The organism is Acinetobacter sp. CIP 102136, from assembly GCF_000369685.1.
Taxonomy (GTDB): Bacteria; Pseudomonadota; Gammaproteobacteria; order Pseudomonadales; family Moraxellaceae; genus Acinetobacter; species Acinetobacter fasciculus.
Window position 1 is genome coordinate 25,046 of record NZ_KB850141.1, and the last position, 25,998, is coordinate 51,043.

Here is a 25,998-nt window from a genome sequence, read left to right on the forward strand (position 1 = left end):
AAGTTTTAGCATGAAGCCGGCTGCAATGCTGATCTTGCAGATTTTATTTTTGGGGAGAACGGTTTTATGCAACAGGCAGCTGAGTTTCAGGTCAAGGACGGGCAACTAATCGGTGCACGTCAAATCCCGTCTCCCAATTTTAATCAGCGGCCAGAACAGACCGAGATTCAATTGCTGGTGATTCATAATATCAGCCTGCCACCTTCCCAGTTTGGCGGCGGTTATATTGAACAGTTTTTTCAGAACCAGCTGGATTGGTCAGTACATCCCTATTTTCAAACCATTGAAGGGATGCAGGTGTCGACCCATCTGCTAATTTTAAGAACGGGAGAAGTACTGCAATTTGTTAATTTCAATGACCGTGCCTGGCATGCCGGCCGCTCGACCTATTTGGGCAAAAAAGAATGTAATGATTATTCGATCGGGATCGAGCTGGAAGGCAGTGACGATTTGCCTTTTGCAACCGCACAGTATGAAGCCCTGGTCAAAGTGGCTGCCTGTTTGCAAGATTATTATCCTAAAATTCAGCAGCATATTGCCGGACATTCGGATATTGCACCGGGCCGCAAGACCGATCCGGGACCATATTTTAACTGGGCTGATTTTCGTACACAGCTACAGCATTATAAAAACACCTCAAGCTCGCTTGAGCGATGAAATTAAGCAATGAACTTCTGATAAAAGTTTCATTACAATAGCCACAAATTTATACATTAGGTGAATAGGATGGCGCTTTGGCGTTCGACCGTCATTGTCAGTGCGATGACCATGTTGTCACGCGTACTGGGATTGGTTCGAGACATTGTTTTACTGAATGTCTTTGGTGCTGGTAAAGACTTCGATACCTTCGTAGTCGCATTTCGTATTCCAAACTTTTTCAGGCGTTTATTTGCCGAAGGCGCATTTTCACAGGCATTTATTCCGGTACTGACTGAATATAAAACCAGTCGCACGCATACCGAAGTCCAGATCCTGATTAGCCGGGTGTTTGGCTGTCTGGCCACGGTCATGACCACGCTTACCATGGTCGCGATCATTGCTGCGCCATTGATTATGTATATCTATGCACCCGGTTTCCATAGCGATCCTGAAAAGTTCGCTCTGGCGACCGACATGTTCCGCCTGACCATTCCTTATTTGCTGTTCATGTCACTGACGGCTTTTGCCAGCAGTATTCTGAACAGTTATGGCTCTTTTAGTACCCCGGCATTTGCGCCGGTCTTGCTGAATGTGGCGATGATTGCCGGGGCGCTCTGGCTTACGCCTTATATGGCCGAGCCGATTATGGCGCTGGGCTGGGCTGTGATCATTGCCGGTATTTTACAGCTGGCGATCCAAATTCCTGAATTGTGGCGTAAAAATCTGCTGATTCCACCGAAAATTGACTTCAAGCATGAAGGCGTTGATCGCATCATGAAGTTGATGCTGCCGGCATTATTTGGTGTATCTGTCACGCAAATTAACCTGCTGTTAAATACCATCTGGGCCTCATTCATGCAGGATGGTTCGGTGTCCTGGCTGTACAGTGCCGAGCGTATGACCGAATTGCCGCTGGGTCTGATCGGTGTTGCAATTGGTACCGTGATTTTGCCGTCCTTATCGGCACGGCATACTGAGCAAAATCCGGAAAAATTCCGTGGCATGATGGACTGGGCAGCCAAAGTTATTGTGATGGCAGGCCTACCCGCCAGTATTGCACTGTTTATGCTGTCGACCCCGATCATTCAGGCCCTGTTTGAACGTGGCCAGTTCACCTTTGAAGATACCCAGATGACGGCTTTGGCGCTGCAATGTATGAGCGGTGGTGTGATTGCCTTTATGTTGATTAAAGTCTTTGCACCCGGTTTTTATGCAAAGCAGGATACCAGAACCCCGGTGCGTGTTGGTCTGATGGCTGTGGCAGCCAATGCGATTCTGAACGTGATTTTTATCGGCTTCTTCAAGCTGATTGACTGGGAAGCGGAGCATATGGCCCTTGCGTTGGCATCGACGGGTTCAGCGATGGTCAATGCTGGTTTGCTTTATTATTATCTGCATAAACGTGATATTTTCCGTTTTGGTGCACACTGGAAAAAAATCTTCCTGCAATTCATGTTTGCTAATGTGGTGATGATTGCGGCCTTAGCCTATGCCCTAAGCTGGTATAACGCAGATGTGTCGCAATGGATGCGTGTTGTAGAAGTCGTGATCCTATGTGTTGTCGGTGTGGTGGCATATGTTGCAGCCTTGCTGGTGGCAGGTTTTAGACCACGTCATTTAAAGCCTTAAGCTTATATTGAACGAAGCATGCCTGATCAAAACAGATCATTAAAATACCCATAAAAAAACAAGAGCCAGAAGGCTCTTGTTTTTTGAAAGCTAACACTTGCTTTGAAAAGGTCTAGCGTAAATCTAGACCTTGCCGCGCGAAAGAAAACCAACGATCGCAAGAATCACCGCAATTACCAACAAGATAATTGCAAAATCCTTAGACAAGCCTGCGACGCCACCGAAACCAAGTAGACTTGCAATTAATGCAATAACAGCAAAAATAATAGCCCAGCGAAACATATATATTCTCCATGTGTTTTTATTTTCAAATTTAGTATAGAAATAAACGATTCCAGCGACTGTTAGTGTTTTGTTGATGAACTGTCTATGATTTAACAATAGTTTACGTGATAGTAATAAGAATTTGAGGCGGTAGGTCTGCAGGATTCTGGCTGCTATAATAAGCTGATTTTTGAATGTGCCGGCCTGATCATGAGCGATACTTTACGTCCCGAATTCTGGAAAAACTATTCACTTGCTGAACTGACGCAAGTCGAGTGGGAGGCCTTGTGTGATGGTTGTGGGTTGTGTTGTCTGATTAAACTGGAAGATGAAGATACTCAGGAAGTCGCCTATACCAAAGTGGCATGTAAGCTGCTGGATTGTAGCACTGCACGTTGCTCCAATTATCCAGATCGCTTGCAGTATGTGCCTGACTGTATTCAGCTCACGCCAGAGAAGCTGGAAACGATTCACTGGTTGCCTTCGAGTTGTGCCTATCGCCGGGTAGAGCAGGGCAAAAGCCTGCCATCCTGGCATTATCTGATTAGCGGTTCACGAGAAAGCGTGATTCAGGCACGCAAGTCGGCAGCAGGGCGCTGCCTGAGTGAAGCAGATATTCATCAAGACGACATTGAAGATTATATCGTACGCTGGGTGCGTTGAATCTGCCTGCGTGATTCGTTTATTGATCTGCCGGATGGAGTAGAGCCTGGGCCGAAGCACCGGCCATCGGACGATAGAAATAGAAGCCTTGTCCAATCTGACAGTCACAATGGATCAGGGTATCCAGCTGTTCTGTATTCTCAATTCCTTCGACCAGAACATCCAGTGCAATACTGGAGCCAATCTGGGTAATGGCTTTGACAATGGCCAGGGCAGATGGGTCACTGTTCATGCGTTCTACAAAGTTGCGGTCAATCTTGATGCAACCCACCGGATAGTCCTGCAAGCGGGTCAGCGAAGAATGTCCAGTGCCGAAATCATCCAGCGAAATCTGGATTCCGGCCTGTTTCAGCAGGTTCAGGGCGCGAACCACATAATTGGCACCATGTTCGGATAGGCTCTGCTCGGTAATTTCTAGTTCAACTTTATGTGCGGGAATATCAAAGTTGGACAGGCGTGCCAACAGTTTTTCGGCATAGTCATCGCGCAGGAATTCGACCGGTGCAGCATTGATGGAAATCGGTAACAGATCCAGACCTTGCGCCTGCCAGCGACTCATATCTGCAAAGACTTTCAGTTGCATGGTCTCACTGATGCGTGAGGCCAGCTCATAGTCCTGAAAGGCAGCAAAAATTTCGGAAGGTAACTGAATGTTCTGATTCTGATCTTGCCAGCGTAATAGTGCTTCGAAACCAATCACTGCACCATCAGAAAGACGTACTTTAGGTTGGTAATAGGGAATGATCTGATCGGCCAGAATAATCTTGCGAGCCAGAGTCAGCTGCTTGGTTATATTTTCCAGTGAACCGCACATTTCCTGATTAAACATGCGGATGCCACCACGACCACTATTTTTCAGGTCATTTAAGGCGATATCAGCACATTTCAACAGATTAGAGGTGTTGAGCGCATCTCGTGGATAGATGGCACAGCCAATACTCATGGCACTATTGAGGCTATTGCCAACATAATTGATCGGCTGATCCAGCTGGGCGTAGGCCATTTGCGCCGTTGCCAGCAGTTGCTCTTCACTTTCCAGATTTTTCACCAGTACGGCAAATTCATCACCACCCAAACGGGCGATGATGGTATTCGGACCAAAACAGGTCTGGAAGCGTTTGCCTAAGACATGTAACAGATGATCGCCAGCAATATGGCCCAAGGTGTCATTAATATGCCGGAAATAGTCCAGATCAATCAGCAGTAAACCTGCCATGGTCTGTTGCTGTTTGGCTTTTAACAGTACCTGTTTAAAGGTTTTATAGAAGGTACTGCGATTATACAGGCCAGTCAATTCATCGCATTTAATCACTTCTTTTAAACGGGTTTCTGCAATTTTTTGCTGACTGATATTGCGTGATACACAGAGGATATTTTGGGTAATATTCTGCTGATCCAGAATTGGCGTCAGCAGATGATCCCAATATTGGATCGGTTGATCTTCGATCTGGACTTTGCTGGAAAAACGGCTGTTTAAGCCTTGGGCCGCCTGTTTTAAAGCACGCTGCCCGGATTTTCGGGCTTCAGGGGTTAAGCGATTTAACCAGCACAATGAACGGTCTTGATTTTGTCCTGCGGTCTCACTTGCTTGTGCCAGACAGCCAGACTGGTTGCTATGTCGAATCTCGCCTTCAGGGCTGATAATGTTAATGTAGTCTGCGCTGGCATCCAGCATGTTTTCCTGGGTTGAAACAATCTGAGAAAGTTGCTGCTGGATTTCAAAATAATCATGCACATCGGTCAGGGAAACGGCCCATTGCAGCAAATGTTCAGGTTCATGATGAAATTTTACGGCTAGGGTACACATGCGATAATGGGTATCACTGCGTTTAATCCGGCACTGGGTTTCAAAATTCTGATGCTGATCCAGTGCAGCATGCCACTGCGCTAAAAACAGCTGTAGGTCCTCGGCATGAATAAAACTCTGCCATTGCGGATGACCCTGTTCATTCAGGTTCACGCCAAGATAATCAGTCAAGGCATCGTTAAAATATTGCAGATGTTTTTTGTTGCTGACCCACAAGGGTTGCGGTAAGGCATCGATCAGATTTTTTAACAAAACCGATTCAGACAAGTGAACGTGGGGTGCAATCAGTGATGATGACGTCAGTGGCTTAGACCGACTCACAGCTCCCTGTTCAAATTTATCATGCTTCATGCATTCACCACTACAACCCAAAAGTGCCCAAGGGGCGAGATAAGTTTCTTTTAATTAGAATAAACAATATGAAAATTACACTGTAATTAATTCACAATTAATCATGTTCAAATTATTCGCTTTTATAGAGATTAATTCATTCAGAATTAAAAAAATAGAGGATATCTACATAAATTAATTTTTTATGCTTGATGTTTGCATTCTTGGAATCAAAACTGCTGGTGTTAGAATGAGATCAGAATTTAGTTTGAGCCAATAATAACATGTCAGATAGTCATATCCCGCTTCCAGAACGTTTACGGCCACGCGACCTTACACAGATTATCGGGCAGGAACATTTGCTGGGTGAGCAGGCGCCTTTACGCCAGATGATTGATCAGGGTCATCTGCCTTCGATCATTTTCTGGGGACCACCCGGGGTCGGTAAAACCACCATTGCCTTACTGCTGGCTCAAGCGGTAGACCGGCCTTTTATCAGTCTGTCTGCCCTGAATACCGGCGTAAAAGAACTGCGTGAAATCATTGCCGAGGGTGGCGATTTGTTGACACCCGTGGTATTTATTGATGAAATTCACCGTTTTAATAAATCCCAGCAGGACGCTTTATTAAATGCGGTCGAGAAAGGGAAAATTACCTTAATTGGAGCCACCACGGAAAACCCGTCTTTTGAAGTGAATAGTGCCTTATTGTCACGTTGTCAGGTGTATAGCCTGAATGCTTTAAGTGCTGAATCGATTCAGACCTTGTTGACGCAAGCCTTGCAAAATGACTCTTTCTTACAGGAAAGACATATCCTGATTGAAGAATTTGATGCCCTGATCCAGTTTGCAGCAGGAGATGCCCGCAAGGCACTGAATTTACTGGATCTGATTGCCAGTACCTTTGAAGCGGATATGGAAAATATCATCACCAATGCGGTGGTGGTCAAAGTCGCACAGCAGAATATTGCCCGTTATGACAAGTCCGGTGAACAGCATTATGATCTGGTCTCGGCCTTTATTAAATCAATTCGTGGCAGTGATCCGGATGCAGCCTTGTACTGGATGGCTCGCATGCTCAAAGGCGGCGAAGATCCGGTGTTTATTGCACGGCGTATGCTGATTGCCGCATCCGAAGATATCGGTAACTCTAATCCAAATGCCTTGCTATTGGCAGGGGAATGTTTCCGTTCGGTACAGGCCATAGGCATGCCGGAATGCCGGATTATTTTGGGACAATGTGCGGTTTATCTGGCGACCAGTGCCAAAAGTAACAGTACCTATCTGGCGATTAACAAGGCGATGGAACTTGCAGACAAAACCTCAAATCTGCCAGTGCCTTTGCACTTAAGGAATGCGCCAACCAAACTGATGAAAGAGCAGGGCTATGGCGTGGATTATCTGTATCCGCATAACTATCCTGAGCATTTTGTACTGCAAGAATATATGCCACCAGAACTGAAAAATACCAAACTGTATGAATCAGCACGTAATAAACGTGAAGTTGAAGGGGAGCGTTTACAGCAACGCCGTTGGCAACAGCAACAACAGCAGTAATAAAGCTGGATATCCCAACTAATTGAACAGAGTAAAAAAAAGCCCAATCCAAGGTGAATTGGGCTGAAAGTAGGATGTTTTTTGAGGGAGATAACATCCTAGAGGGTAGAGGAGAAATTTGGTCGGTAAATATGGAGCTAAGTACATCAACTCACTGATTTGCCTGGTATGAAATAATATTAATGCATGTGGTTTTTGATGTAAAAACGATCATTTTAATAATAAAAATTTATTTTTCCGATTAAAAGCCGGAAATAAAAAAACCGAGCTAAAAAGCTCGGTTTTTTCGAATCTGCGCATTTACAGATTAGATGTTGTCTAGATTGATACCTAAACGGCCAGCCACTTCTTCATAGGCTTCAACCACGCCGCCTAAACCTTGGCGGAAACGGTCTTTATCTAGTTTTTTCTTAGTGTCTTTGTCCCATAGACGGCAACCGTCTGGAGAGAATTCATCACCGAGTACGATACGGTCATGGAACACGCCGAATTCAAGTTTGAAATCAACCAAAATCATATTGCCTGCGTCAAACAATGCTTTAAGCACATCGTTCACTTGGTAAGTCAATTCTTTCATTTTCGCCAATTGTTCAGCAGTTGCCCAACCTAAAGCAATGGCTTGTGATTCATTGACCATTGGATCGCCAAGCGCATCATCTTTAAAGAACAATTCGAATGTTGGAGGCGTCAGTTCCTTGCCTTCTTCCACACCCAGGCGGCGGCATAAAGAACCTGCTGCATAGTTACGGATTACACATTCAACCGGGATCATATCCAGTTTTTTCACCAGCACTTCATTTGGAGTCAGCAGCTTTTCAAAGTGGGTCTCAATTCCCGCTTCTGCCAGTTTTTCCATGATGAAGGCGTTAAAACGGTTGTTCACCTTGCCTTTACGATCTAGTTGCTCAATTTTTTCGCCATTGAATGCTGAGGCATCATCGCGAAAGACTAAAATCAGATGGTCTGAACTGTCTGTGGTGTAGACAGATTTCGCTTTACCAGTATAGAGCAAGGTTTGTTTTAACATGAGGGAACCTTTTACAAAAAAATGCCTAGAAATGTCTAGGCTGGCCAATTTTGGTAAATCTGGTTGAGCAGTTCTGCGGCTTTTTCACGGTCGGCAAAACTGTTATCGGCATTGAACACAGCGAGGTTATTACTTGAACCGACAGAAGATAATCTTAATACATAGGTCTGCTGGTCGACTTTAATCGTGACTTCATAACGATTTTTGCTCTGCGCAACGATGCTATGATTCAGACTGCTGAGGGTGGCAAGTGTATATTGCCAAATTGTAGCAGAATTTCCCTCAATTTTAAGCAGCGGATTAAGATTTCCGTCAGTGACCAACTGTGGTCGACCCACCGTATTGGTTTCGGTTAGATCAGCTGTATTTGAGTTTTCAGTCTGGGCTTGTGGGCGTGGCAAGGCAAAACGGTTGCCACGCTGGTTTTCAAGCTTCGGTGCATGTTCAATTGCAAGCGGATCAACTGTTGGAGCAGGATACAATGGCGTTGCAGGACGAACCATGGCGCCTTCAGGATATTGTAAAGCTTCCAGGGTAGTAGTCTCTTTATAGTCTAAAGTGCCGTTATTAAAGGCCATTGAACTACAACCTGCCAAACTGAATACTGAAAGTGTAAGGCTAAGTCCTAAACGTAATTGCATAATCTTGTGCTCTTTTATTTGATAACGCCCGCTTCGACCAGTGCTTCATGAAGCGGAGCGCGATATTGTTCTGCAAGTGGTGTTAATGGAAGGCGAATACCCGTACCAATTAAGCCCATGTCATGGAGTGCCCATTTCACAGGAATTGGGTTCGATTCGCAAAATAAAATATTGTGTAAATTTGCAACCTGAGCATTTAACTGTTCAGCTGTGGCTGCATCACCGGCAATCGCAGCTGCACACACTTCGCTCATGGCTTTCGGAGCCACGTTCGCCGTGACCGAGATATTACCTTTGGCGCCATGACCGATCAGTTGATACGCAGTTGCATCATCACCCGAATAAACAGTCATATCTTTACCGACAAGGCCTTGCAGCAGTTCAGTACCGCGCGGTACATCGCCAGTCGCATCTTTAATACCGATAATTTGTGGAATATCCGCCAGGCGAATCACGGTTTCATTGGCCATATCCACACCGGTACGGCCCGGAACATTATAAAGAATCTGTGGAAGATCAACGGCTTCAGCAATAGCTTTATAGTGCTGATACAAGCCTTCCTGAGTCGGTTTATTATAATATGGCGTCACCAGTAAAGCGGCATCTGCCCCCAGCTCTTTGGCTTCGCGGGTCAGTTCGATCGCTTCACGGGTCGAGTTTGCACCTGTGCCGGCAATAATAGGAATACGTTTGTTGGCCACACGAATGATTTCTTTGATCACCTGGGTGTGTTCACTCATGCTGAGAGTAGAGGCTTCGCCTGTCGTTCCAACAGCAACAATACTGTTGGTGCCCTCTGCAATATGCCATTCAACCAGCTTCTCGAGACCCTTCCAATCTACGCTGCCATCTTCAAACATAGGGGTGACGATTGCGACTATGGAACCTTGAATGGTCTGTGCTTGCTGAGTCATTTTAAAAAACTATCCTATTTGTCCATCCGAAAGGAATGAGAAAACATAAATTGGGATGGATTTGTATTTTGATTTATAGCAAATTCAATAGATTTGCATTGAATTGAATATTGCTTATGCAAATTATGACTGATCAAACGCATAAGAACAATATGCTTTAGTAAAAGCTACTGAATTCTTTATACAAAGCCCTTTGGAAACAATCAAGTAATAAATAAGATGATTTATAAAGCAAAATCCTGAGACCAAAGTTATGTCTCCAGTCTAGACAATGGAGGAGATTACCCCAAATGAACCCAATAATGATAAGGCTTGTGCAAAAAGATCAGCTGAAAACTGCCATTTTTATGCCTTTTAATTTTGGATTAATAGTTATATTGGATAAATTGAGACCTCGTACATCTTGATCGCACTCTCGCACCAAAACAAATAAAGCCAAAAACGACTAAGACTAATCTTTTTAAATATCAATAAATTGAGAATTTTTTTCTTATCGGTTAATTTTTTAACTTGATGTATAAGCCTTAAAGTCTAGGTCTTGAACTTTATGGTGTTCTGATTAAGTGTTTTTGCGACTTTATCTGGTCTTATCCTATTTTTATCTGCCTCTACTCCTTTGGGAATATCTAAGCAAAATGTTCAACTTATTGATAGTTATTTCTGCAATCAGGCTCATAGATGATGGCTGTCTTTTGTAACGCTGATTGAACAAGGATAATCCAATGGAAAAATCAGACAATAAGCATGCTATCGTCACGGTCGCGATCTGTTTTCTGATTGCGGTGATTGAAGGCTTAGATATTCAGGCAGCCGGAATTGCTGCTGCAGGTATTCGTGAGCATTTTGGTCTCGATAGTTCCCAGTTGGGTGTGTTTTTTAGTGCAGGGATTCTGGGTTTATTACCGGGTGCACTGGTTGGTGGGCGATTTGCGGACCGCATTGGCCGTAAGAAAGTCTTGATCTGGTCGACAGCAGTATTTGCTGTATTTACCTTATGTACCGTCTGGGTCAATAGCTTTAACAGCTTGCTGGCAGTGCGTTTCCTGGCTGGAGCAGGTCTGGGCGGCGCGATGCCAATTCTGATCACACTTGCTTCTGAAGCAGTCTCTCCACAAAATCGTGGCCGTGCAGTGGGCTTGATGTACTGCGGTATGCCAGTCGGTGCAGCGATTTTGTCTTTAATTGCAGCGACTGAATTTGGTGCTAACTAGAATAATGTTTTTTATCTCGGAGGTCTGTTACCGATTCTTGCCATTCCGCTGATGATGTTATTTTTGCCTGAATCGAAGGAATACCTGAAAGCACAGAACAAAACGGCTGCAGAACTTGCTGTTGCACCGCAGGGTTCATTCAAGGACCTGTTTAATTCGGACAACCTGTTACGTACGCTATATATCTGGGTGAGCTACTTCTTTACCTTGATGGTGGTTTACATCATGTTGAGCTGGTTGCCATCATTGTTTATGGAACTTGGCTTTACCCGTAAAGATGGTTCAACTGCACAATTCTACTTCATGGTTACAGCGACGATTGGTACGATTATTTTGGGTATGCTGACCGACCGCTGGAAGAAAGCCTATGTGATCCTGTTGATGTACGGCGGTATTCTGGCAGGTCTACTGGCGCTGAATGGTGCAAGCTCGCTGAACCAGATGTATATGGCAGCCGCATTGGCCGGTGCCTTCGTGATTGGCTGTCAGGGTGTACTGTATGCCTTCGGTAGTATCGTTTATCCGACAGAAGTGCGTGGTACTGGTGTTGGTGTTGCATCTGCAGTTGGCCGTATTGGTGCCATGCTGGGTCCAGTCATCGCGGGTCAGTTATTGACAGCAGGTTTCGGTGCTGCGGGGGTCATTACTGCTGCGATCCCATGTATCATTATCTCTGCATTATGTATGCTGTTTTTAGTGAACCGCACCAAAGTGTAAGGTTCAACGATTTAAAAAAGCCTGCTCTTGCAGGCTTTTTTATTTTCAGAATTTAAGAATTAAACACACTGTTTTATTATTAGAAAGATTCATCACTTTATCTTAAAACTTATTTTTTTGCAGAGATCTAGCTCGGAACTCATCTCATATTTGTCAAAAACAATGAATCTATTGATTTGCTCATATACACATGCCGAGAATACACAGTCATGCCATTTTTAGCAGCAGGGCTAAAAATTCTGGGGTATTTTGCGCTATGCTTGGGCATAAATCGAGATTTCAATGGATGAAAACAGATGCAGAATAATATCGCTTTACTGGTCGTAGACGTACAAAGAGGATTTACCCCGGGAGGCAATCTGGCTGTAGCCAATGCTGACCAGATTATTCCAAATATCAATCTATTGGGACAGCATTTTAAGCATATTATCCTGACCCAAGACTGGCATCCGGACAACCATATTTCTTTTGCAGACAACCACCCCGGCAAAGCCGCCTATGACAGTATTCAGCTGGATTATGGCACTCAGGTTTTATGGCCAAAGCATTGTGTGCAAGGGACACGCGATGCCGAACTGCATCCGGATTTAAATTTACCGCAAGCACAACTCATCATTCGCAAGGGTTTTCATTCCCAGATCGACAGTTACTCGGCCTTTATGGAAGCTGACCAGAAAACCACGACAGGTCTTGCTGGCTATCTGCGTGAGCGTGGGATTGATACCGTATTTGTGGTCGGGATTGCTACGGACTTTTGTGTGGCCTGGACTGCAATCGATGCCTGCAAACTGGGCTTTAAAACCTATGTGATTGCCGATGCCACCAAGGGCATTGACCTGAATGGTTCCTTGCAACATGCCTGGCAGGATATGCTGTCGCATGGCGTGAAACGTATCTATGTGAAAGATATTGTTCAAGCAGCTTAACACTGGATAGGGATAGAACTTAATATCCCTTTGATCTTATTTATATTTGAATATAAAAATTCAGGCATCAACGGGTGCCTGTTTTATCTTGCTTTTTCTCCCTTAATATCACCTGGATGAAACCCATGTCAGCCTTGCTCCAGTTTAGCCAATTTGTCCAAAAAACCTTTGCTTTATGGGTGCTGCTTTTTTCCGGCATTGCCTTGATGATCCCTGAAATTTTTGTCTGGTTACGGGCTTATATTCCGTGGATGTTGGGCATCATCATGTTCGGCATGGGCATGACCATGACCGTCGGAGATTTTAAAAGTGTCTTGCAAAGTCCGAAGGCAGTAGCGATTGGCGTCGTCGCCCAGTTTATGGTGATGCCGGGTTTGGCCTTTTTGCTGTGCAAGCTGTTCCAGCTGCCACCAGAGATTGCCATCGGGGTAATCTTGGTGGGTTGCTGTCCGGGCGGAACTGCATCCAATGTGATTACCTATATGGCCAAGGGCAATACTGCCTTGTCGGTCGCCTGTACCTCGGTTTCGACTTTACTGGCGCCCATTTTAACTCCGGCCATTTTCTATGTGTTGGCCAGTCAGTGGATTGAGATCAATGCCTGGTCGATGCTGGTGTCGATCTTACAGGTGGTGTTATTCCCAATTATTCTGGGCTTAATCGTACGGGCGCTACTCAAGCAAAAAGTCACGGCCTATATTCAGGTCATGCCGTTGATTTCTGTGATTGCGATTGTGGCAATTGTCGCGGCGATTATTGCTGGCAGCAAAACCCAGATTCTGGAGTCCGGGTTAATGATTTTAGGGATCGTGGCCTTACACAATGGTATGGGCTATTTACTGGGTTATTGGGCCAGCCGTATATTTCACTTAGCAGAAATAGACTGTCGTGCGGTATCCATTGAAGTGGGGATGCAGAATTCTGGTCTGGGTGTGGCCTTGGCGGCAACCCATTTTTCCGCATCACCACTTACCGCTTTACCAAGTGCCATTTTCAGTCTGTGGCATAATATTTCAGGGCCAGCTTTAGCCACTTATTGGGCTGCCAGACAAACTGAAAAAACAGACACCTAATTGCAGTTTGAGGACAGCGCACAACAAGCCAGAGCATGATGTTTTATAATTTTAAAAATTAAAATATTAATTTATATGGATTTATCGAGCTTTGTAACATAAGTGTCATGAAGTCTGCCTAAGATCGCCCCTCAATGATGTGAAACAACAGACTGTAATCAGCAGCATTGAGAGGGCATGGAACAATTTCAGCATTCGTCAGCGACCTATTTTAATCGGGAACTTTCCTTATTTGAATTTCAGCGTCGTGTCTTGGCACAAGCACTCGATCCGAATTTACCGATTTTAGAGCGCTTAAACTTCCTGATTATTTTTTCCCGTAACCTGGATGAGTTCTTTGAAATCAGGATTGCCGGGCTGATGAAACAGCAAGACCTGAATGCGACTACCCGGACGCCTGATGCTGTACCCACCGAGCTGATTCTACAAGAACTGTCCCAGTCCATTCATGCCACAGTTAACAAGCAGTATGAGGTGCTGAATCATGCGATTTTGCCTGAACTTCAGGCGCAGGGTATCCAGTTTCTTCAATATCAGGATCTTCTGGAAAAAAACAAGGCGTGGATTGCAGCCTTTTTTGCCAAAGAAGTACAACCGGTACTGACCCCGATCAGCCTGGATCCTTCACATCCTTTTCCACGTTTGGTGAATAAAAGTCTGAACTTTATTATCAGCCTAGAAGGTAAAGATGCCTTTGGCCGTGAAATCGAGATGGCGATTGTGCCAGCACCACGTTCCTTACCGTGCCTGATTAAAATTCCGGAAGATGTCACCGGAAACAATACCACCCAGATTTTTCTGACCGCTATCATCCAGCAGCATATCAGTGATTTGTTTCCCGGCATGAAAGCGACCGGATGTTATGCCTTTCGGGTTACCCGCAATGCCGATCTGGTATTGTCGGAAGATGTTGACGATCTGGCCGTGGCCTTAAAAGATGAACTGTGTTCGCGCCGCTTTGGTCGTGCAGTACGTCTGGAAATTGAAAATGACTGTCCACAGAACATCATCGATTATTTACTAGATGAATTTGATCTGACGGAACAGGAACTGTACCGGATAGATGGACCGATCAATTTGTCCCGCCTGAGTACCAGCTTTGAGCGTCCGGAATTAAAGTATCCGTATTTTAGTCCAGTCATTCCCAAAATTTTCCGTAAACAGAAAAGTATTTTTGAAATTTTGAAGGCGCAGGATGTACTGCTGCATCATCCTTTTGATTCATTTCAGCCTGTGATTACTTTACTGCGCGAAGCGGCTAAGGATCCGGCGGTGCTGGCGATCAAGCAGACGCTGTACCGTAGTGGTCCGGACTCGGAAATTGTTCAGGTGCTGGCAGAAGCCGCACGGAATGGCAAGGAAGTCACGGCCGTAATTGAACTGCGGGCGCGTTTCGATGAAGAATCTAATATTATGGTAGCCAATATCCTGCAAGAAGCCGGCGCGGTCGTGGTCTATGGCATCGTGGGGTATAAAACCCATGCCAAAATGATTCTGATCGTCCGGCGTGAAAATCAGGAATTACTGCGTTATGCGCATCTGGGTACCGGAAACTATCATGCCGGTAATGCCCGCATGTACACCGATTATGGCCTGATGACCACACAGCCGGATATCTGTGAAGATGTGCACCGCATGTTCCAGGAACTGACCGGTATGGGGAAAATGGCCAAACTGAAAGCCTTGCTGCATGCGCCGTTTACCCTGCATAGCGAACTGCTAAAACTGATTGACCAGGAAAAGGCATTTGCCTTGGCCGGCAAAGCCGCCCATATCATCATCAAAGTGAATGCACTTACCGAACCGCAATTAATTGCTGCCTTATATCAGGCTTCGCAGGCCGGGGTGAAAATTGACCTCATTGTACGTTCAATCTGCTGCCTGATTCCACAAGTCACCGGTATGTCGGAAAACATTCGGGTACGTTCAATCGTAGGACGTTTCCTGGAACATACCCGGGTCTATTATTTTGAGCATGGCGGTGCCAAGAAACTGTATTGTGCCAGTGCTGACTGGATGGGGCGCAACCTGTTTTCCAGGGTCGAAACCTGTTTCCCGGTGCTGGATCCAGCGCTGAAAAAACGGATTTATAAAGATGGCCTGATCAGCTATTTAAAAGATTGTCAAAATGCATGGGAGTTAGATGCCGAGGGTCAGTGGCATAAAGTCCCCTGTCAGGATCCGGCCCAGCCTTATAATGCCCAGCAATATCTGCTGGAACAAAAACAGTTAAAAATTTAAAGGGTAGTCCAAGATACGCTGGCGTATTTGTTTTATATCCATAAAAAAGCCGGATGTTAGATCCGGCTTTTTTAATTGAAACATTCAGGGATATTTATGAGGCTTTGGACTGTTTAGATTTTAGAATTTCGGTTCTAAAAGTCTGTGCCAGCTCGGCGCTTTCAGCATCCATTCCATTCACCACAAAAGCATGACGGGTCAGGACATTGGTTGGATTCGGCATGCTCACCAACTGGAAGTGATCACTCACATCTTTCAGCAAGGTGTTCGGTACATGCAAGGCACTTTCTTTCGCGACCAGATGCTGAGTCAGACGCTCAGCGGCCTGTACCGAGCTGAGCTGCATCTCCTCGACTTTAGAGGCAATCGCGCTGCGGGTTTGCAGCACAAAACGTTTTTCTTCACGATAGCGTTTATACAGGACTTCCGAAAGCAGCTGGAACACGGCACTGATCATGGTCAGGCAGGCCAGAGCATTCGGTTTGTCGGCCGCGATACTGATGGTGGCACCTTTTTCATCAAATTTATGTACGGTACAAATATCAGAACTATTCAACTTATAGCGTTGCACACAGAGTTCAGTGGCTTTATTCAGGAAAATCTGACAAAGATTGAAATAAGGCACCGAAACAGTTTTATTCACGCTATCTAATAACTGTTTTGGATCGTAGAACTGGATGTTTAAGCTCAGGCTATCACTTTCGAGTAGCGCTGGTTTATGTTCTTTTTCTTTGGCTTTGTTTTTCACTGCCTGTTGGGCTTGGGCAATCGCCAGTGCCGCATTATGCTTTTCCTGTTCCAATGCCTGAGTCAGGTTCTGAATTTCGAATTTCAACCGTGATTCATTATTGATGCGCGCCAGATATTCAGTCCGACTTGGACGTGCCACGGCACGATAAGCGACCCAGAGCAGACCATGAATGATGAAAGAGAACAGAATCGCCAGCCATTGCGTGCGCAAAATTTCACCAATACTTGGCTCAATCAGGGTGATTTCAATCACACCGACTTTTTTCTCATTTTGCAGCGCATCACGGACAAAAACTTCACCTTCGCGAGTTTTGGTCAGTCCGCCAGTGGCTAAAACTTGAGCTTTCGCATCCAGAATCCGGATGGAAGCGACACTTGGATTGGTGGCATAACGATTTGCCAGCAACGCCAGAGAAACGCGGTTGGGCGGTTCAAGCTCAGACAGGCTGTCTGTCACCAGTTGACTGGTGATCAGCTGTCCTTGATTGGCACGGTTTTCATTCAGTTGGTGAGTGGTTGCCAATACCAGTAAAAAGGTATGCAGAGCAAAACTTACAATCAATAGGCTAGCAAATAGCCCTTGTCTAGGCGCATTCAACGTAAACTTCCAAGGCAATTCTGTTCAATTTAGATTATGATTCTAACAATAGTTGTAGCTCAGACCCGAGTCAATTCATGCGAGAAATCATTCTTATATCATTCTTAGGACCTGACCAGCCTAATCAATTTACACGATTAATGCAGGTTTTGTCCGCCCATTCCTTACAGATTTTAGATGTAGGGCAAGCGGTTATTCATAATCAGTTAACCTTAGGTATTGTTGTAGCCTCTGAAGACCAGACAGCGACAGCATTAGCCATGAAGGAGATCCTGATTCTAGCACATGATATCGGGTTAACTGTGCGCTTTAAACCGATCTCTGCGACTGAATATGATCAGTGGGTCAAAGAGGGTGGACGCACACGTTATATCGTAACGGCATTGGCCCCTGAATTAAATGCCTCTCATCTGCAAGCCGTGACCCAGATTGTCTCGGGTCAGGGCTTTAATATTGAAACCGTGACCCGTCTGTCTGGCCGCCCCATTTTAGATGGCCAGAGCGCAGGGCCAAAACGTGCCTGTGTCCAGTTCGGTTTAAGTGGACAAATGCTAGATGCAGCTGCCATGCGTGCGGCCTGCTTGAGCCTGTCCAATGAATTAAATGTCGATGTTGCGGTGCAGGAAGACAATGCTTATCGCCGTAACCGTCGTCTGGTTTGCTTCGATATGGACTCAACCCTGATCGAGCAGGAAGTTATTGACGAACTGGCAATTGAAGCCGGTGTTGGTGAACAGGTCGCAGAAATTACCGAACGTGCTATGCAAGGCGAGCTGGACTTCCAGCAAAGCTTCCGTGCACGTGTCGCCTTGTTAAAAGGCATGGACGCTTCGGTACTTCCGAAAATTGCCGAGCGCCTGACGATTACCGAAGGAGCTGAACGCCTGATTTCGACTTTAAAAGCACTAGGTTACCGTACTGCAATTCTTTCTGGCGGTTTTCAGTATTTTGCGGAATATCTGCAAACTAAACTGGATATTGATGAAGTGCATGCCAATGCGCTCGATGTGCAGGATGGCGTGGTCACTGGTGAAGTCAAAGGCCATATCGTCGATGGCGCACGCAAAGCACTCTTGCTCGGTGAAATCGCCCAGGAGATGGGAATTTCCCTGGAACAAACCATTGCAGTCGGTGATGGCGCCAATGACTTACCAATGCTCTCGATTGCAGGACTCGGTGTGGCTTTCCGTGCCAAGCCGCTAGTACGCCAAAATGCCAATCAAGCGATTTCTAGCGTCGGTCTGGACGGTGTGCTGTATCTGCTCGGTGTACATGATAAAGACCTGAACCGTGCATAAATACAGGCTTTGATTGATTTTAAACGCGACCTCCGGGTCGCGTTTTTTATTGCTTATGATCTGAGTGATATAAGGAATAGCTGAAATGTGGCTACAAAAACATCGATCATCTTAAACGGAAAAATAATTTTTTCACTTAAAAAAACTACTGATAATTTTGTAATGACACGCCAACATTGGCGCAGTCATTGATCCACAAAAATGTGAAAAGCAAAAAATGTAATGACAATATAATATCGCGACAAAGTATGTCGTTAGGCTGGATGACAGGACTTTTTTTATGCAAAAAACTCAGCATAATGCAGGCATAGAGATACAAATCAACAGATTTCATTTTATTGATTTAACGAAATTCAATAGATAGAAGCGTTGCAATATCAAGTGGGAACTATCTATCTGGATGGAGGGGGTTATATGGTAACAGCGCATTTAGCAACGATTGTGGGCTTCAGTTTAGTCGCTGTAGCTGTGCTTGCTGTGTTCTTCTCGCCTTATCGTCGCTGGTTAAGCTTTATGGCGGCCGGGATGCTGGTATGGGGCCTGATCGAGGTGATTCGTGTAGGAACTCAAACTTGGTTTGAGCTACCAATGACGTATAGTTATCTGAGCGCGTTAACTGCGGTCATGATGGTGGTGACTGGCCTGTTGTTGCGTGAAGATCGTCGTGCTGAGCGTGCTTTGGCAAAACGCCGTTGCATCGAACATACGCCAGTGTATGAAGATGACCAGCAGCAGCTTTCAAGCCGTTAATTCTACAAGTTGTAATGAAAAAAATGCACCCACGGGTGCATTTTTCAGTTTGGAAATATGATACAAACTGCATAATCCACCTAGCCCAGAACTATGCTAGGATATTTGTCAATTTTCGTACAATTAGAATAGGCATCCTCCATGAAACTGTCGTCCATTCCTGTGTTAAAACTTCCTCTTATTGATATGAGTACAGATCCGCTGGACTTACTGGTCGCAGGTTTAGCTTTACGTATGAAGCAGTTGGCACGTACCAGCCCAAAATTCATTGAACTGGTACATGGGCGTCAATTCCGTATCCAGATTGGTACGGATGAAGGTATGGCACGTCAGATTATTGTGGATAACGGTCATATTGATACCGTTTCTGGTGATGCTGAAAAAGCTGATTTTGTGTTGCAGTTTGCTGACAGTGAGCAGGGTGTGAAGACCTTGGTCAAAGGTGACCCGACGGCATTTATGACCGGCATGCAAAGTGGCACCATTAAAATGGAAGGCGACTTTGGCCTGCTGGTTTGGTTTAACCAGGTGGCAAAAATGATTCCACCAAAACTGCCAAAGCCAGTCAAAGAAAAAGTGAAAATGGTACGTCAGTTTATTAAAGAAAAAACTGGTAAATAAGTTAAAAATCTTTCATCCAACCTTTTCTTTCTCCCTTTGGGAGAAACACAAAGAGGGGTGAAAGGATGAAAGATTTTTTAAAAGAAAAAGTCCTCAATTCGAGGGCTTTTTTACTGAATCATTCAACTTCCAGATTAAACGTCACCGGCCCATCATTGACCAGATGCACTTTCATGTCGGCGGCAAAAATACCGGTTTGCACATGTTCAAACTGGCTTTGGGCATATTCTACCAGCTGCTCATAAAGTGCTTTAGCCTCGGCAGGCGGCATAGCGGGGCCAAAGTCTGGACGTAAACCCTTCTGGGTCTGTGCCATCAAGGTAAATTGTGAAACCAGCAATAAACCACCGTCGGCCTGGGCAACGTTCCAGCCCATTTTACCCTGTTCATCATCAAAGAAACGGTATTTCAATATCTTATCAATCAGCTTTTTGCCTTTTTCCAGATTGTCATCTTTACCTAAACCTAGAAAAACCAGAATTCCTTTTTCAATTTCCCCAGTGGTTTCACCCTCGACCACGACTTTAGCTTCTAAAACTCTTTGTAATAAGGCACGCATTTTACATATGGACTGCTAATGATAGATGGACGTGATTGTAGCAAAAATAAAATCTGGAGCAGTATGAGATGCTGTTTTTATGAACTTTAAATATCTGAAAATCAATTGATTAATTTTTTTAAATCCATTAAAGCGATTGAATTAATAAAAATAATCTGTTTTATCTATTTATTGTGTTGGCGTATCTTAGCCCATGCAGGAAAGGTAATAAATTGAGAGATTTAGAAATGTTTAAGCGTTCATTACTGGTTGCAATGATTGCAACTGTCACAGCTGCACAAGCTGCTCCTTTAACTAAAGACAATGGCGCACCAGTCGGTGATAACCAGAACTCGATCACTGCGGGTCCAAATGGTTCAGTACTCCTTCAGGACGTTCAACTGGTACAAAAATTACAACGTTTTGGTCGTGAGCGTATTCCTGAGCGTGTCGTACATGCGCGTGGTACAGGGGCATATGGTGAATTCGTTGCGACCAAAGATCTATCTGATCTTACCCTCGCTTCGTTGTTCAAAGCGGGGACTAAAACTCCAGTTTTCCTACGTTTCTCTACCGTAATTCATGGTAAAGGTTCACCAGAAACTCTACGTGACCCACACGGTTTTGCATTGAAATTCTACACTCAAGAAGGTAACTGGGACTTGGTCGGTAACCAGACACCGGTATTCTTTATCCGTGATGCAATCAAGTTCCCGGACTTCATTCATGCCATGAAGCCAAGCCCAGTAACGAATGTCCAAGATGCTAACCGTGTGTTTGACTTCCTGTCGAGCCAGCCATGGGCAACCAACATGCTGACTTATGTGTATGGCAAGCAAGGTGTTCCAACTAGCTATCGTGAACAGGACGGTTTTGGTGTTCACGCTTACAAACTGTATAACGACAAAGGCGAATACAAGTACGTGAAATTCAACTTCCGCTCTAAACAGGGCGTGAAAGGCCTGAACGTGAAAGAAGCGGCTGAACAGCAGGGTAAAGATTTCAACCACTTGACCAATGATCTATATAACAACATCTATGCGGGTAATTTCCCGAAATGGGATCTATATATTCAGGTGATTGATCCTAAAGATCTAAACAGCTTTGATTTTGATCCGTTAGATCCAACCAAAATCTGGCCAACTGAGCTGGTACCAGAAACTAAAGTCGGTACTTTGACGCTGAACCGTATGCCGAAGAACTTCTTCAACGAGACTGAACAGTCGGCATTTGCGCCAGGTAACCTGGTACCAGGCATCGAGCCATCAGAAGACCGTCTGTTACAAGGCCGTATCTTCTCTTATTCGGATACACAAATGTACCGTCTAGGTGCGAACCATCAGCAAATTCCGGTGAACCGTCCAGTGGTAAATGTGAACAACAATAACCAAGATGGCTACATGAATATCTCTGAGCATGACTCGGATGTGAACTATGAGCCAAGCCGTAAAGAGCCAAAAGCTGCAACTGAAAAAGCACGTGCGGTTCAAACTCCATTATCTGGTCATGTACAGCAAATTGGCGTGAAAGAGCAGAACTTCAAACAGGCAGGTGAGCTGTATCGTTCATACACGGCCAAAGAGAAAGATGACCTGATCATGAACCTTGCTGCTGACTTAGGTGCAGTGAAAGATTCAGAAACCAAGCACATCATGTTGTCTTACTTCTACAAGGCAGATGCGGACTACGGTACCCGTATGACCAAAGCGGTCAATGGGAACCTAGCGACTGTTAAAGCCAAAGCTGCAAAATTAAAAGACTAATCCCGATTGGTCTTGAGGAATTGGTGACTAGGGCATAGCGCATCACCTCCAAAAAGTCCTGTAATACTCCAAACCTTTCCTGCACCCTAGGGGGAGTTTTACAGGCAATTTGTTTGTTCCAATTTAAAAAGCATTTCAAGATTCAACTGTATTGAAATGAATTCGATTTCTGCTGGAGTTCATCATGAAAGTTATGTCATCTGTGTTTTTAGCCAGTATTCTCACGATAGGTTCCGCATTCGCAAACGTGACTGTCGCGAAGGAGATCTCCCCCGCTAAAACTGTGAACCATGTTCAGATGAACTCACAACAGGAATTGGTCGACCTGTTCTTTGCTGCTGCCAAAATTGGCAATAGCGAAGTTATCAACGAATTTTTAAAACATGGCTTTCCGGTCGATGTACGCAATAAAGACGGTTATACACCACTGATGATGGCGACTTATTATGGTCATCAGGATATTGTCGCCAGCTTGCTTAAACATGGTGCCGACCGCTGTGCTCGAGATAATCGAGGCAATACAGCCTTGATGGGGGCTTTATTCAAGATGGAATTTGCGATTGCCAAGCAGCTGCGTCAGGTGGATTGTGATGCCCAGGCGAAAAAAACCGGACAAAAGACCACAGCCGAATTTGCTAAGGTCATTGGTCAGGAAAAACAGTTGCAGAAACTGATTCAGGAACAGGAAAAAGCTCAGTTCAAATCACAGAAATAAACCGGGTTATGCTTCTGATACTTTTGTCGCAAATACAGCCAGCTGTACGTAAATCCTGCATTATTGCACGACTTTTTATGCTTTAATGCAGAGATAAGCACAGCGATATTCCCTTAGTTATGGCTCCAATTATCCATTCTCTGTTAGATACTGACTTGTACAAATTCACCATGTTACAAGTGGTCTTACACAAGTTTCCGCAAACGCATAGTGTCTACCATTTCCGTTGTCGTAATCTGGAAGATACAGTCTATCCACTGACGGATATTCTGGATGACCTGAATCATCAACTGGACCTGCTGTGTCAGCTCAAATTCAAAGAAGATGAACTGCAATATTTAAGAAGCTTACGTTTTATCAAAAGCGACTTTGTCGATTATCTGGAACTGTTCCAGCTCAAGCGCCGTTTCATCAAGGCCAGTATCGACAGTCAAGGCCGTCTGGATATTGTGGTGGAAGGCCCGATGGTTCAGGCGATGATGTTTGAGATATTCGTTCTCGCTATTGTCAATGAACTGTATTTCAGCCGCATTCGCACGCCTGAAGTATTGGCAGAAGGCGAGCGCCGTTTAAAAGCCAAAATTGAGCTGTTAAAACAGTATGACGCTGCGCAAAACCCCAATGATCCACCATTCTTGGTGTCAGATTTTGGTGCGCGTCGCCGTTACAGTTTCGATTGGCAAAAGCATGTGGTCGAAGAATTTCACAAAGCCGCACCGCATGTGTTCCGTGGGACCAGTAATGTACTGTTAGCCAAAGAGCTGGGCATTACCCCGATTGGTACCATGGCGCATGAATTCCTGCAAGCTTTTCAGGCGCTGGACGTACGTTTACGTAATTTCCAGAAATCTGCACTGGAAAGCTGGGTACAGGAATATCGTGGTGACTTGGGTATTGCCTTGACCGATGTGGTGGGGATGGATGCATTCCTGCGCGACTTTGACCTGTACTTTGCCAAGCTGTTTGATGGCTTGCGTCATGATAGTGGCGACCCTTATGAATGGGGTGACAAGGCCTATGCACACTACAAAAAGCTGAAAATTGACAGCAAAACCAAGATGCTGACTTTTAGTGATGGCCTGAATCTGGAAAAAGCCTGGAAATTGCATCAGTACTTTAAAGACCGTTTTCAGGTCAGTTTCGGCATTGGCACCAATCTGACCAATGATATGGGGCAAACCCCACTCAATATTGTGCTGAAACTGGTGGAATGTAACCGTCAGTCAGTAGCCAAAATCTCGGATAGTCCGGGCAAAACCATGACCGATAATGATACGTTCCTGGCCTATTTACGTCAGGTTTTTGAGATCAATGAACCTGCCTAAGTCAGTTTGAATAATTCATAATTTTAAAGAACCGTGTCTATGCAGATGCGGTTTTTTTATGCAAGAGTATTTAAGACTAGGGTTTAGCTAAAATCTTGCTAATCATCTGCAAAGAAAGCGCATAAGTCTAAAAACCAGCTGTGCTAAGATCAACAGGATTTGACCAATAATAGCCATGATAACGATGACCGCTGCAGCTTTTAATTTTGGCCTGCTGATTGAGGCAGAAGATTTAGTTCCCTATTTGGGCCATGAAAAACTTCGTATTGTCGACCTGAGCCGTGCCTCTGTGTATGAGCAGCTGCATATTCCGCACGCCTTGCATTTAAAGCCTAAACTTCTGGTGCGTCAGGAAGAAACGGCAATGGGACTGTTGCCGGACGCGGAAGGCTTGCAGACTCTCATTGATTATCTGAATATTTCTCCTGAACATCATCTGGTGGCTTATGATGATGAGGGCGGGGCATGGGCAGGGCGTTTGCTCTGGAACTTGCATTGTCTGGGCTTTGAAAATACCAGCTTATTGAATGGCGGGATTCATGCCTGGCTCGGTGCTGGCTTACCGACTTCTTCCAGTCAGGAGCAGTTTGCGCCAGTGAAAAACGTATTGCAGGTTAATCTCGAGCATCAGGCGAATTTTCAGATTGGCTATGATGAACTGCGCCAACAGGTTGAAAATCAACAGGTTCAAATTTGGGATTGCCGCACGCAAGATGAATATACTGGCCTACGTTTAGCGGCTCGACGCGGCGGTCACATTCCGGGAGCACGTCATTTTGAATGGAGTACTGCCCTTAATCGCGAAAATCATTTAAAATTACAGCCTTTACCACGTACTCAGCAGCGTCTGGAACAACTGGGCTTTGATTTGAATCAACCCGTTGTGGTGTACTGCCAGTCCCATCACCGCTCAGGTTTGGCCTATATTCTGGGTCGTTTACTGGGCTGGAAAATTCGAGCCTATGATGGTGCGTGGAGTGAATGGGGCAACCGCCTCGATAGTCCAATCGCTACAGGGGAGCTGCCATCTTGAGCATCACATCACGTTTAAAACAACAGTTTTTTATTAAAGCTCAACGATTAGTACCGCAACATCGCTTGTCTCGTTTGGTGGGCAAAATTGCCGCCAGCGAAAACCCGATTATTAAAACTGCTGCAATTACTGCCTTTAAGGCGCAGTATGGCATTGATATGTCGATTGCTGAACAGGCCAATGCCCTGAAATTCAAGTCATTTAATGAATTTTTTACCCGTGCTATAAAAGAAGGTATCCGTGCAGTTGATCCAGATACCAGCAGTATTGTTTCGCCTGCAGATGGTGCGATTTCCCAGCTGGGTAAAATTGAAAATGGCGATGTGTTTCAGGCCAAAGGCCAGAAATTTACCGTTGAAGCCCTGATTGCTGATCCGCAACTGGCCGAGCCATTCAAGAATGGTGAATTCGCGACTGTATATTTGTCGCCACGTGATTATCATCGGGTGCATATGCCATTTGCTGGCACCTTGACTGAAACGTTATATGTACCGGGCGAGCTGTTCTCGGTCAATCAGGTGACCGCAGAAAATATTCCGGGCCTGTTTGCACGTAATGAACGTATGGTCTGCCTGTTTGATACTGAAATCGGTCGTATGGCGGTGGTATTGGTCGGTGCGATGATTGTAGCGGGTATTGAAACCGTGGCAACCGGCAAAGTGAAGCCTTCAGGACGAATCGAACTTAATCAGCATGATCTGTTCCTGGAAAAAGGGGCAGAACTGGGGCGTTTCTACCTCGGTTCAACGGCAGTGATTTTATTTGAAGAAAATAAAATGCAATGGGATGCCGCGTTCAAGGCCAATTCTTTGGTGAATATGGGTGAAGCGCTGGGGCATACAGTTTAAAGATTTTAGCCTCCCTTTATTAAAGGGAGGTTGGAGGGATTAAATATTTTCTCGTTTAGAATAAATAAAAATCCCCCTCAGTCCCCCTTTAAAAAAGGGGGATTTCCTCTCCTATTAAGGA

At 45.0% G+C, this 25,998-nt stretch carries 22 protein-coding genes and 1 pseudogene; 16 read left to right on the forward strand and 7 right to left on the reverse strand.

Annotated elements, in window-relative coordinates:
• Positions 1-66 precede the first annotated feature (66 nt).
• Entirely contained in the window at positions 67-657 is a 591-nt protein-coding gene (gene ampD, locus F893_RS03020) for a 1,6-anhydro-N-acetylmuramyl-L-alanine amidase AmpD (RefSeq protein WP_004281241.1), read from the forward strand.
• A 60-nt stretch (positions 658-717) separates the two neighbouring features.
• Entirely contained in the window at positions 718-2,268 is a 1,551-nt protein-coding gene (gene murJ, locus F893_RS03025; protein WP_171066768.1) for a murein biosynthesis integral membrane protein MurJ, read from the forward strand.
• Between the two features lie 123 nt (positions 2,269-2,391).
• Here the strand turns inward: murJ and F893_RS17300 are convergent, their stop codons facing one another.
• On the reverse strand, positions 2,392-2,550 hold the full coding sequence (locus F893_RS17300; RefSeq protein ID WP_004647174.1) for a DUF1328 domain-containing protein: 159 nt from the start codon (positions 2,548-2,550) through the stop codon (positions 2,392-2,394).
• Positions 2,551-2,742: 192 nt separating this feature from the next.
• Between F893_RS17300 and F893_RS03035 the strand changes: the two genes are divergently transcribed.
• On the forward strand, positions 2,743-3,195 hold the full coding sequence (locus tag F893_RS03035) for a YcgN family cysteine cluster protein (RefSeq protein WP_005105303.1): 453 nt from the start codon (positions 2,743-2,745) through the stop codon (positions 3,193-3,195).
• A gap of 19 nt (positions 3,196-3,214) precedes the next feature.
• On the opposite strand, the gene F893_RS03040 is transcribed toward F893_RS03035, so the two are convergent.
• Positions 3,215-5,353 carry a putative bifunctional diguanylate cyclase/phosphodiesterase gene (locus F893_RS03040; protein WP_005250196.1) on the reverse strand — a complete coding sequence of 713 codons (2,139 nt, stop codon included), beginning with the start codon at positions 5,351-5,353 and terminating at the stop codon, positions 3,215-3,217.
• Between the two features lie 263 nt (positions 5,354-5,616).
• On the opposite strand from F893_RS03040, the gene F893_RS03045 reads away from it, so the two are divergent.
• Entirely contained in the window at positions 5,617-6,888 is a 1,272-nt protein-coding gene (locus F893_RS03045; protein WP_005250198.1) for a replication-associated recombination protein A, read from the forward strand.
• Between the two features lie 307 nt (positions 6,889-7,195).
• On the opposite strand, the gene purC is transcribed toward F893_RS03045, so the two are convergent.
• From purC to dapA, 3 genes are read right to left on the reverse strand one after another with little or no spacing between them, the layout of a single operon-like run.
• Positions 7,196-7,915 carry a phosphoribosylaminoimidazolesuccinocarboxamide synthase gene (gene purC, locus F893_RS03050; RefSeq protein WP_004281247.1) on the reverse strand — a complete coding sequence of 240 codons (720 nt, stop codon included), beginning with the start codon at positions 7,913-7,915 and terminating at the stop codon, positions 7,196-7,198.
• A 35-nt stretch (positions 7,916-7,950) separates the two neighbouring features.
• Positions 7,951-8,556 (reverse strand): hypothetical protein, encoded by a 606-nt coding sequence (locus F893_RS03055; protein ID WP_005250200.1) that lies wholly within the window; start codon positions 8,554-8,556, stop codon positions 7,951-7,953.
• 14 nt (positions 8,557-8,570) lie between these two features.
• Positions 8,571-9,470, reverse strand: a complete 900-nt coding sequence (dapA, locus tag F893_RS03060) for a 4-hydroxy-tetrahydrodipicolinate synthase (RefSeq protein WP_005250202.1) — start codon at positions 9,468-9,470, stop codon at positions 8,571-8,573.
• A 722-nt stretch (positions 9,471-10,192) separates the two neighbouring features.
• Between dapA and mhpT the strand changes: the two are divergent.
• The 4 genes and pseudogenes from mhpT (at position 10,193) to ppk1 (ending at position 15,638) form a co-directional block, all read left to right on the forward strand.
• A pseudogene (gene mhpT, locus F893_RS17825) lies at positions 10,193-11,398 on the forward strand (3-(3-hydroxy-phenyl)propionate transporter MhpT).
• A gap of 296 nt (positions 11,399-11,694) precedes the next feature.
• Positions 11,695-12,324, forward strand: a complete 630-nt coding sequence (gene pncA, locus F893_RS03070) for a bifunctional nicotinamidase/pyrazinamidase (protein WP_005250211.1) — start codon at positions 11,695-11,697, stop codon at positions 12,322-12,324.
• A gap of 125 nt (positions 12,325-12,449) precedes the next feature.
• Positions 12,450-13,397: a bile acid:sodium symporter family protein gene (locus F893_RS03075; protein WP_005250213.1), complete on the forward strand. Its 948-nt coding sequence runs from the start codon at positions 12,450-12,452 to the stop codon at positions 13,395-13,397.
• A gap of 177 nt (positions 13,398-13,574) precedes the next feature.
• Complete coding sequence (ppk1, locus tag F893_RS03080; RefSeq protein WP_005250216.1) at positions 13,575-15,638, forward strand: polyphosphate kinase 1; 2,064 nt, start codon at positions 13,575-13,577, stop codon at positions 15,636-15,638.
• Positions 15,639-15,732: 94 nt separating this feature from the next.
• Here the strand turns inward: ppk1 and F893_RS03085 are convergent, their stop codons facing one another.
• Positions 15,733-16,986, reverse strand: a complete 1,254-nt coding sequence (locus F893_RS03085; RefSeq protein WP_005250218.1) for a hypothetical protein — start codon at positions 16,984-16,986, stop codon at positions 15,733-15,735.
• Between the two features lie 77 nt (positions 16,987-17,063).
• Between F893_RS03085 and serB the strand changes: the two genes are divergently transcribed.
• The 3 genes from serB (at position 17,064) to F893_RS03100 (ending at position 19,655) form a co-directional block, all read left to right on the forward strand.
• Positions 17,064-18,284, forward strand: a complete 1,221-nt coding sequence (gene serB / locus F893_RS03090; protein ID WP_005094936.1) for a phosphoserine phosphatase SerB — start codon at positions 17,064-17,066, stop codon at positions 18,282-18,284.
• A 414-nt stretch (positions 18,285-18,698) separates the two neighbouring features.
• Positions 18,699-19,034 carry a ciprofloxacin tolerance protein AciT gene (aciT, locus tag F893_RS03095; RefSeq protein ID WP_005094938.1) on the forward strand — a complete coding sequence of 112 codons (336 nt, stop codon included), beginning with the start codon at positions 18,699-18,701 and terminating at the stop codon, positions 19,032-19,034.
• 141 nt (positions 19,035-19,175) lie between these two features.
• Entirely contained in the window at positions 19,176-19,655 is a 480-nt protein-coding gene (locus tag F893_RS03100; RefSeq protein WP_004647189.1) for an SCP2 sterol-binding domain-containing protein, read from the forward strand.
• Between the two features lie 118 nt (positions 19,656-19,773).
• On the opposite strand, the gene dtd is transcribed toward F893_RS03100, so the two are convergent.
• On the reverse strand, positions 19,774-20,214 hold the full coding sequence (dtd, locus tag F893_RS03105) for a D-aminoacyl-tRNA deacylase (protein ID WP_005094942.1): 441 nt from the start codon (positions 20,212-20,214) through the stop codon (positions 19,774-19,776).
• Positions 20,215-20,441: 227 nt separating this feature from the next.
• Here dtd and F893_RS03110 point away from each other — a divergent pair, with 227 nt between their 5' ends.
• From F893_RS03110 to asd, 5 genes are all read left to right on the forward strand, one after another.
• Positions 20,442-21,956 carry a catalase gene (locus F893_RS03110; RefSeq protein WP_005250221.1) on the forward strand — a complete coding sequence of 505 codons (1,515 nt, stop codon included), beginning with the start codon at positions 20,442-20,444 and terminating at the stop codon, positions 21,954-21,956.
• Positions 21,957-22,140: 184 nt separating this feature from the next.
• A complete protein-coding gene (locus F893_RS03115) occupies positions 22,141-22,671 on the forward strand; it encodes an ankyrin repeat domain-containing protein (RefSeq protein WP_005250223.1) in 531 nt (176 codons plus the stop codon).
• Between the two features lie 119 nt (positions 22,672-22,790).
• Positions 22,791-23,996, forward strand: a complete 1,206-nt coding sequence (gene pncB, locus F893_RS03120) for a nicotinate phosphoribosyltransferase (RefSeq protein ID WP_005250225.1) — start codon at positions 22,791-22,793, stop codon at positions 23,994-23,996.
• A 184-nt stretch (positions 23,997-24,180) separates the two neighbouring features.
• Positions 24,181-25,029, forward strand: a complete 849-nt coding sequence (locus F893_RS03125; protein WP_005250227.1) for a sulfurtransferase — start codon at positions 24,181-24,183, stop codon at positions 25,027-25,029.
• Positions 25,026-25,877 carry an archaetidylserine decarboxylase gene (gene asd / locus F893_RS03130; protein WP_005250228.1) on the forward strand — a complete coding sequence of 284 codons (852 nt, stop codon included), beginning with the start codon at positions 25,026-25,028 and terminating at the stop codon, positions 25,875-25,877. Before F893_RS03125 ends, asd begins: the two co-directional genes overlap by 4 nt.
• Positions 25,878-25,998 lie beyond the last annotated feature (121 nt).

Excerpts from the sequence above, each read along its gene's own strand:
- dtd (WP_005094942.1), bottom strand. The coding sequence starts at position 20,214 with ATGCGTGCCTTATTACAAAGAGTTTTAGAAGCTAAAGTCGTGGTCGAG.
- F893_RS03040 (WP_005250196.1), bottom strand. The coding sequence starts at position 5,353 with ATGAAGCATGATAAATTTGAACAGGGAGCTGTGAGTCGGTCTAAGCCA.
- F893_RS03115 (WP_005250223.1), top strand. The coding sequence starts at position 22,141 with ATGAAAGTTATGTCATCTGTGTTTTTAGCCAGTATTCTCACGATAGGT.
- aciT (WP_005094938.1), top strand. The coding sequence starts at position 18,699 with ATGGTAACAGCGCATTTAGCAACGATTGTGGGCTTCAGTTTAGTCGCT.
- F893_RS03045 (WP_005250198.1), top strand. The coding sequence starts at position 5,617 with ATGTCAGATAGTCATATCCCGCTTCCAGAACGTTTACGGCCACGCGAC.
- F893_RS03035 (WP_005105303.1), top strand. The coding sequence starts at position 2,743 with ATGAGCGATACTTTACGTCCCGAATTCTGGAAAAACTATTCACTTGCT.
- F893_RS03055 (WP_005250200.1), bottom strand. The coding sequence starts at position 8,556 with ATGCAATTACGTTTAGGACTTAGCCTTACACTTTCAGTATTCAGTTTG.
- dapA (WP_005250202.1), bottom strand. The coding sequence starts at position 9,470 with ATGACTCAGCAAGCACAGACCATTCAAGGTTCCATAGTCGCAATCGTC.
- F893_RS03075 (WP_005250213.1), top strand. The coding sequence starts at position 12,450 with ATGTCAGCCTTGCTCCAGTTTAGCCAATTTGTCCAAAAAACCTTTGCT.
- F893_RS03100 (WP_004647189.1), top strand. The coding sequence starts at position 19,176 with ATGAAACTGTCGTCCATTCCTGTGTTAAAACTTCCTCTTATTGATATG.
- F893_RS03110 (WP_005250221.1), top strand. The coding sequence starts at position 20,442 with ATGTTTAAGCGTTCATTACTGGTTGCAATGATTGCAACTGTCACAGCT.
- pncB (WP_005250225.1), top strand. The coding sequence starts at position 22,791 with ATGGCTCCAATTATCCATTCTCTGTTAGATACTGACTTGTACAAATTC.
- ampD (WP_004281241.1), top strand. The coding sequence starts at position 67 with ATGCAACAGGCAGCTGAGTTTCAGGTCAAGGACGGGCAACTAATCGGT.
- F893_RS17300 (WP_004647174.1), bottom strand. The coding sequence starts at position 2,550 with ATGTTTCGCTGGGCTATTATTTTTGCTGTTATTGCATTAATTGCAAGT.
- serB (WP_005094936.1), top strand. The coding sequence starts at position 17,064 with ATGCGAGAAATCATTCTTATATCATTCTTAGGACCTGACCAGCCTAAT.
- purC (WP_004281247.1), bottom strand. The coding sequence starts at position 7,915 with ATGTTAAAACAAACCTTGCTCTATACTGGTAAAGCGAAATCTGTCTAC.
- pncA (WP_005250211.1), top strand. The coding sequence starts at position 11,695 with ATGCAGAATAATATCGCTTTACTGGTCGTAGACGTACAAAGAGGATTT.
- F893_RS03125 (WP_005250227.1), top strand. The coding sequence starts at position 24,181 with ATGACCGCTGCAGCTTTTAATTTTGGCCTGCTGATTGAGGCAGAAGAT.
- ppk1 (WP_005250216.1), top strand. The coding sequence starts at position 13,575 with ATGGAACAATTTCAGCATTCGTCAGCGACCTATTTTAATCGGGAACTT.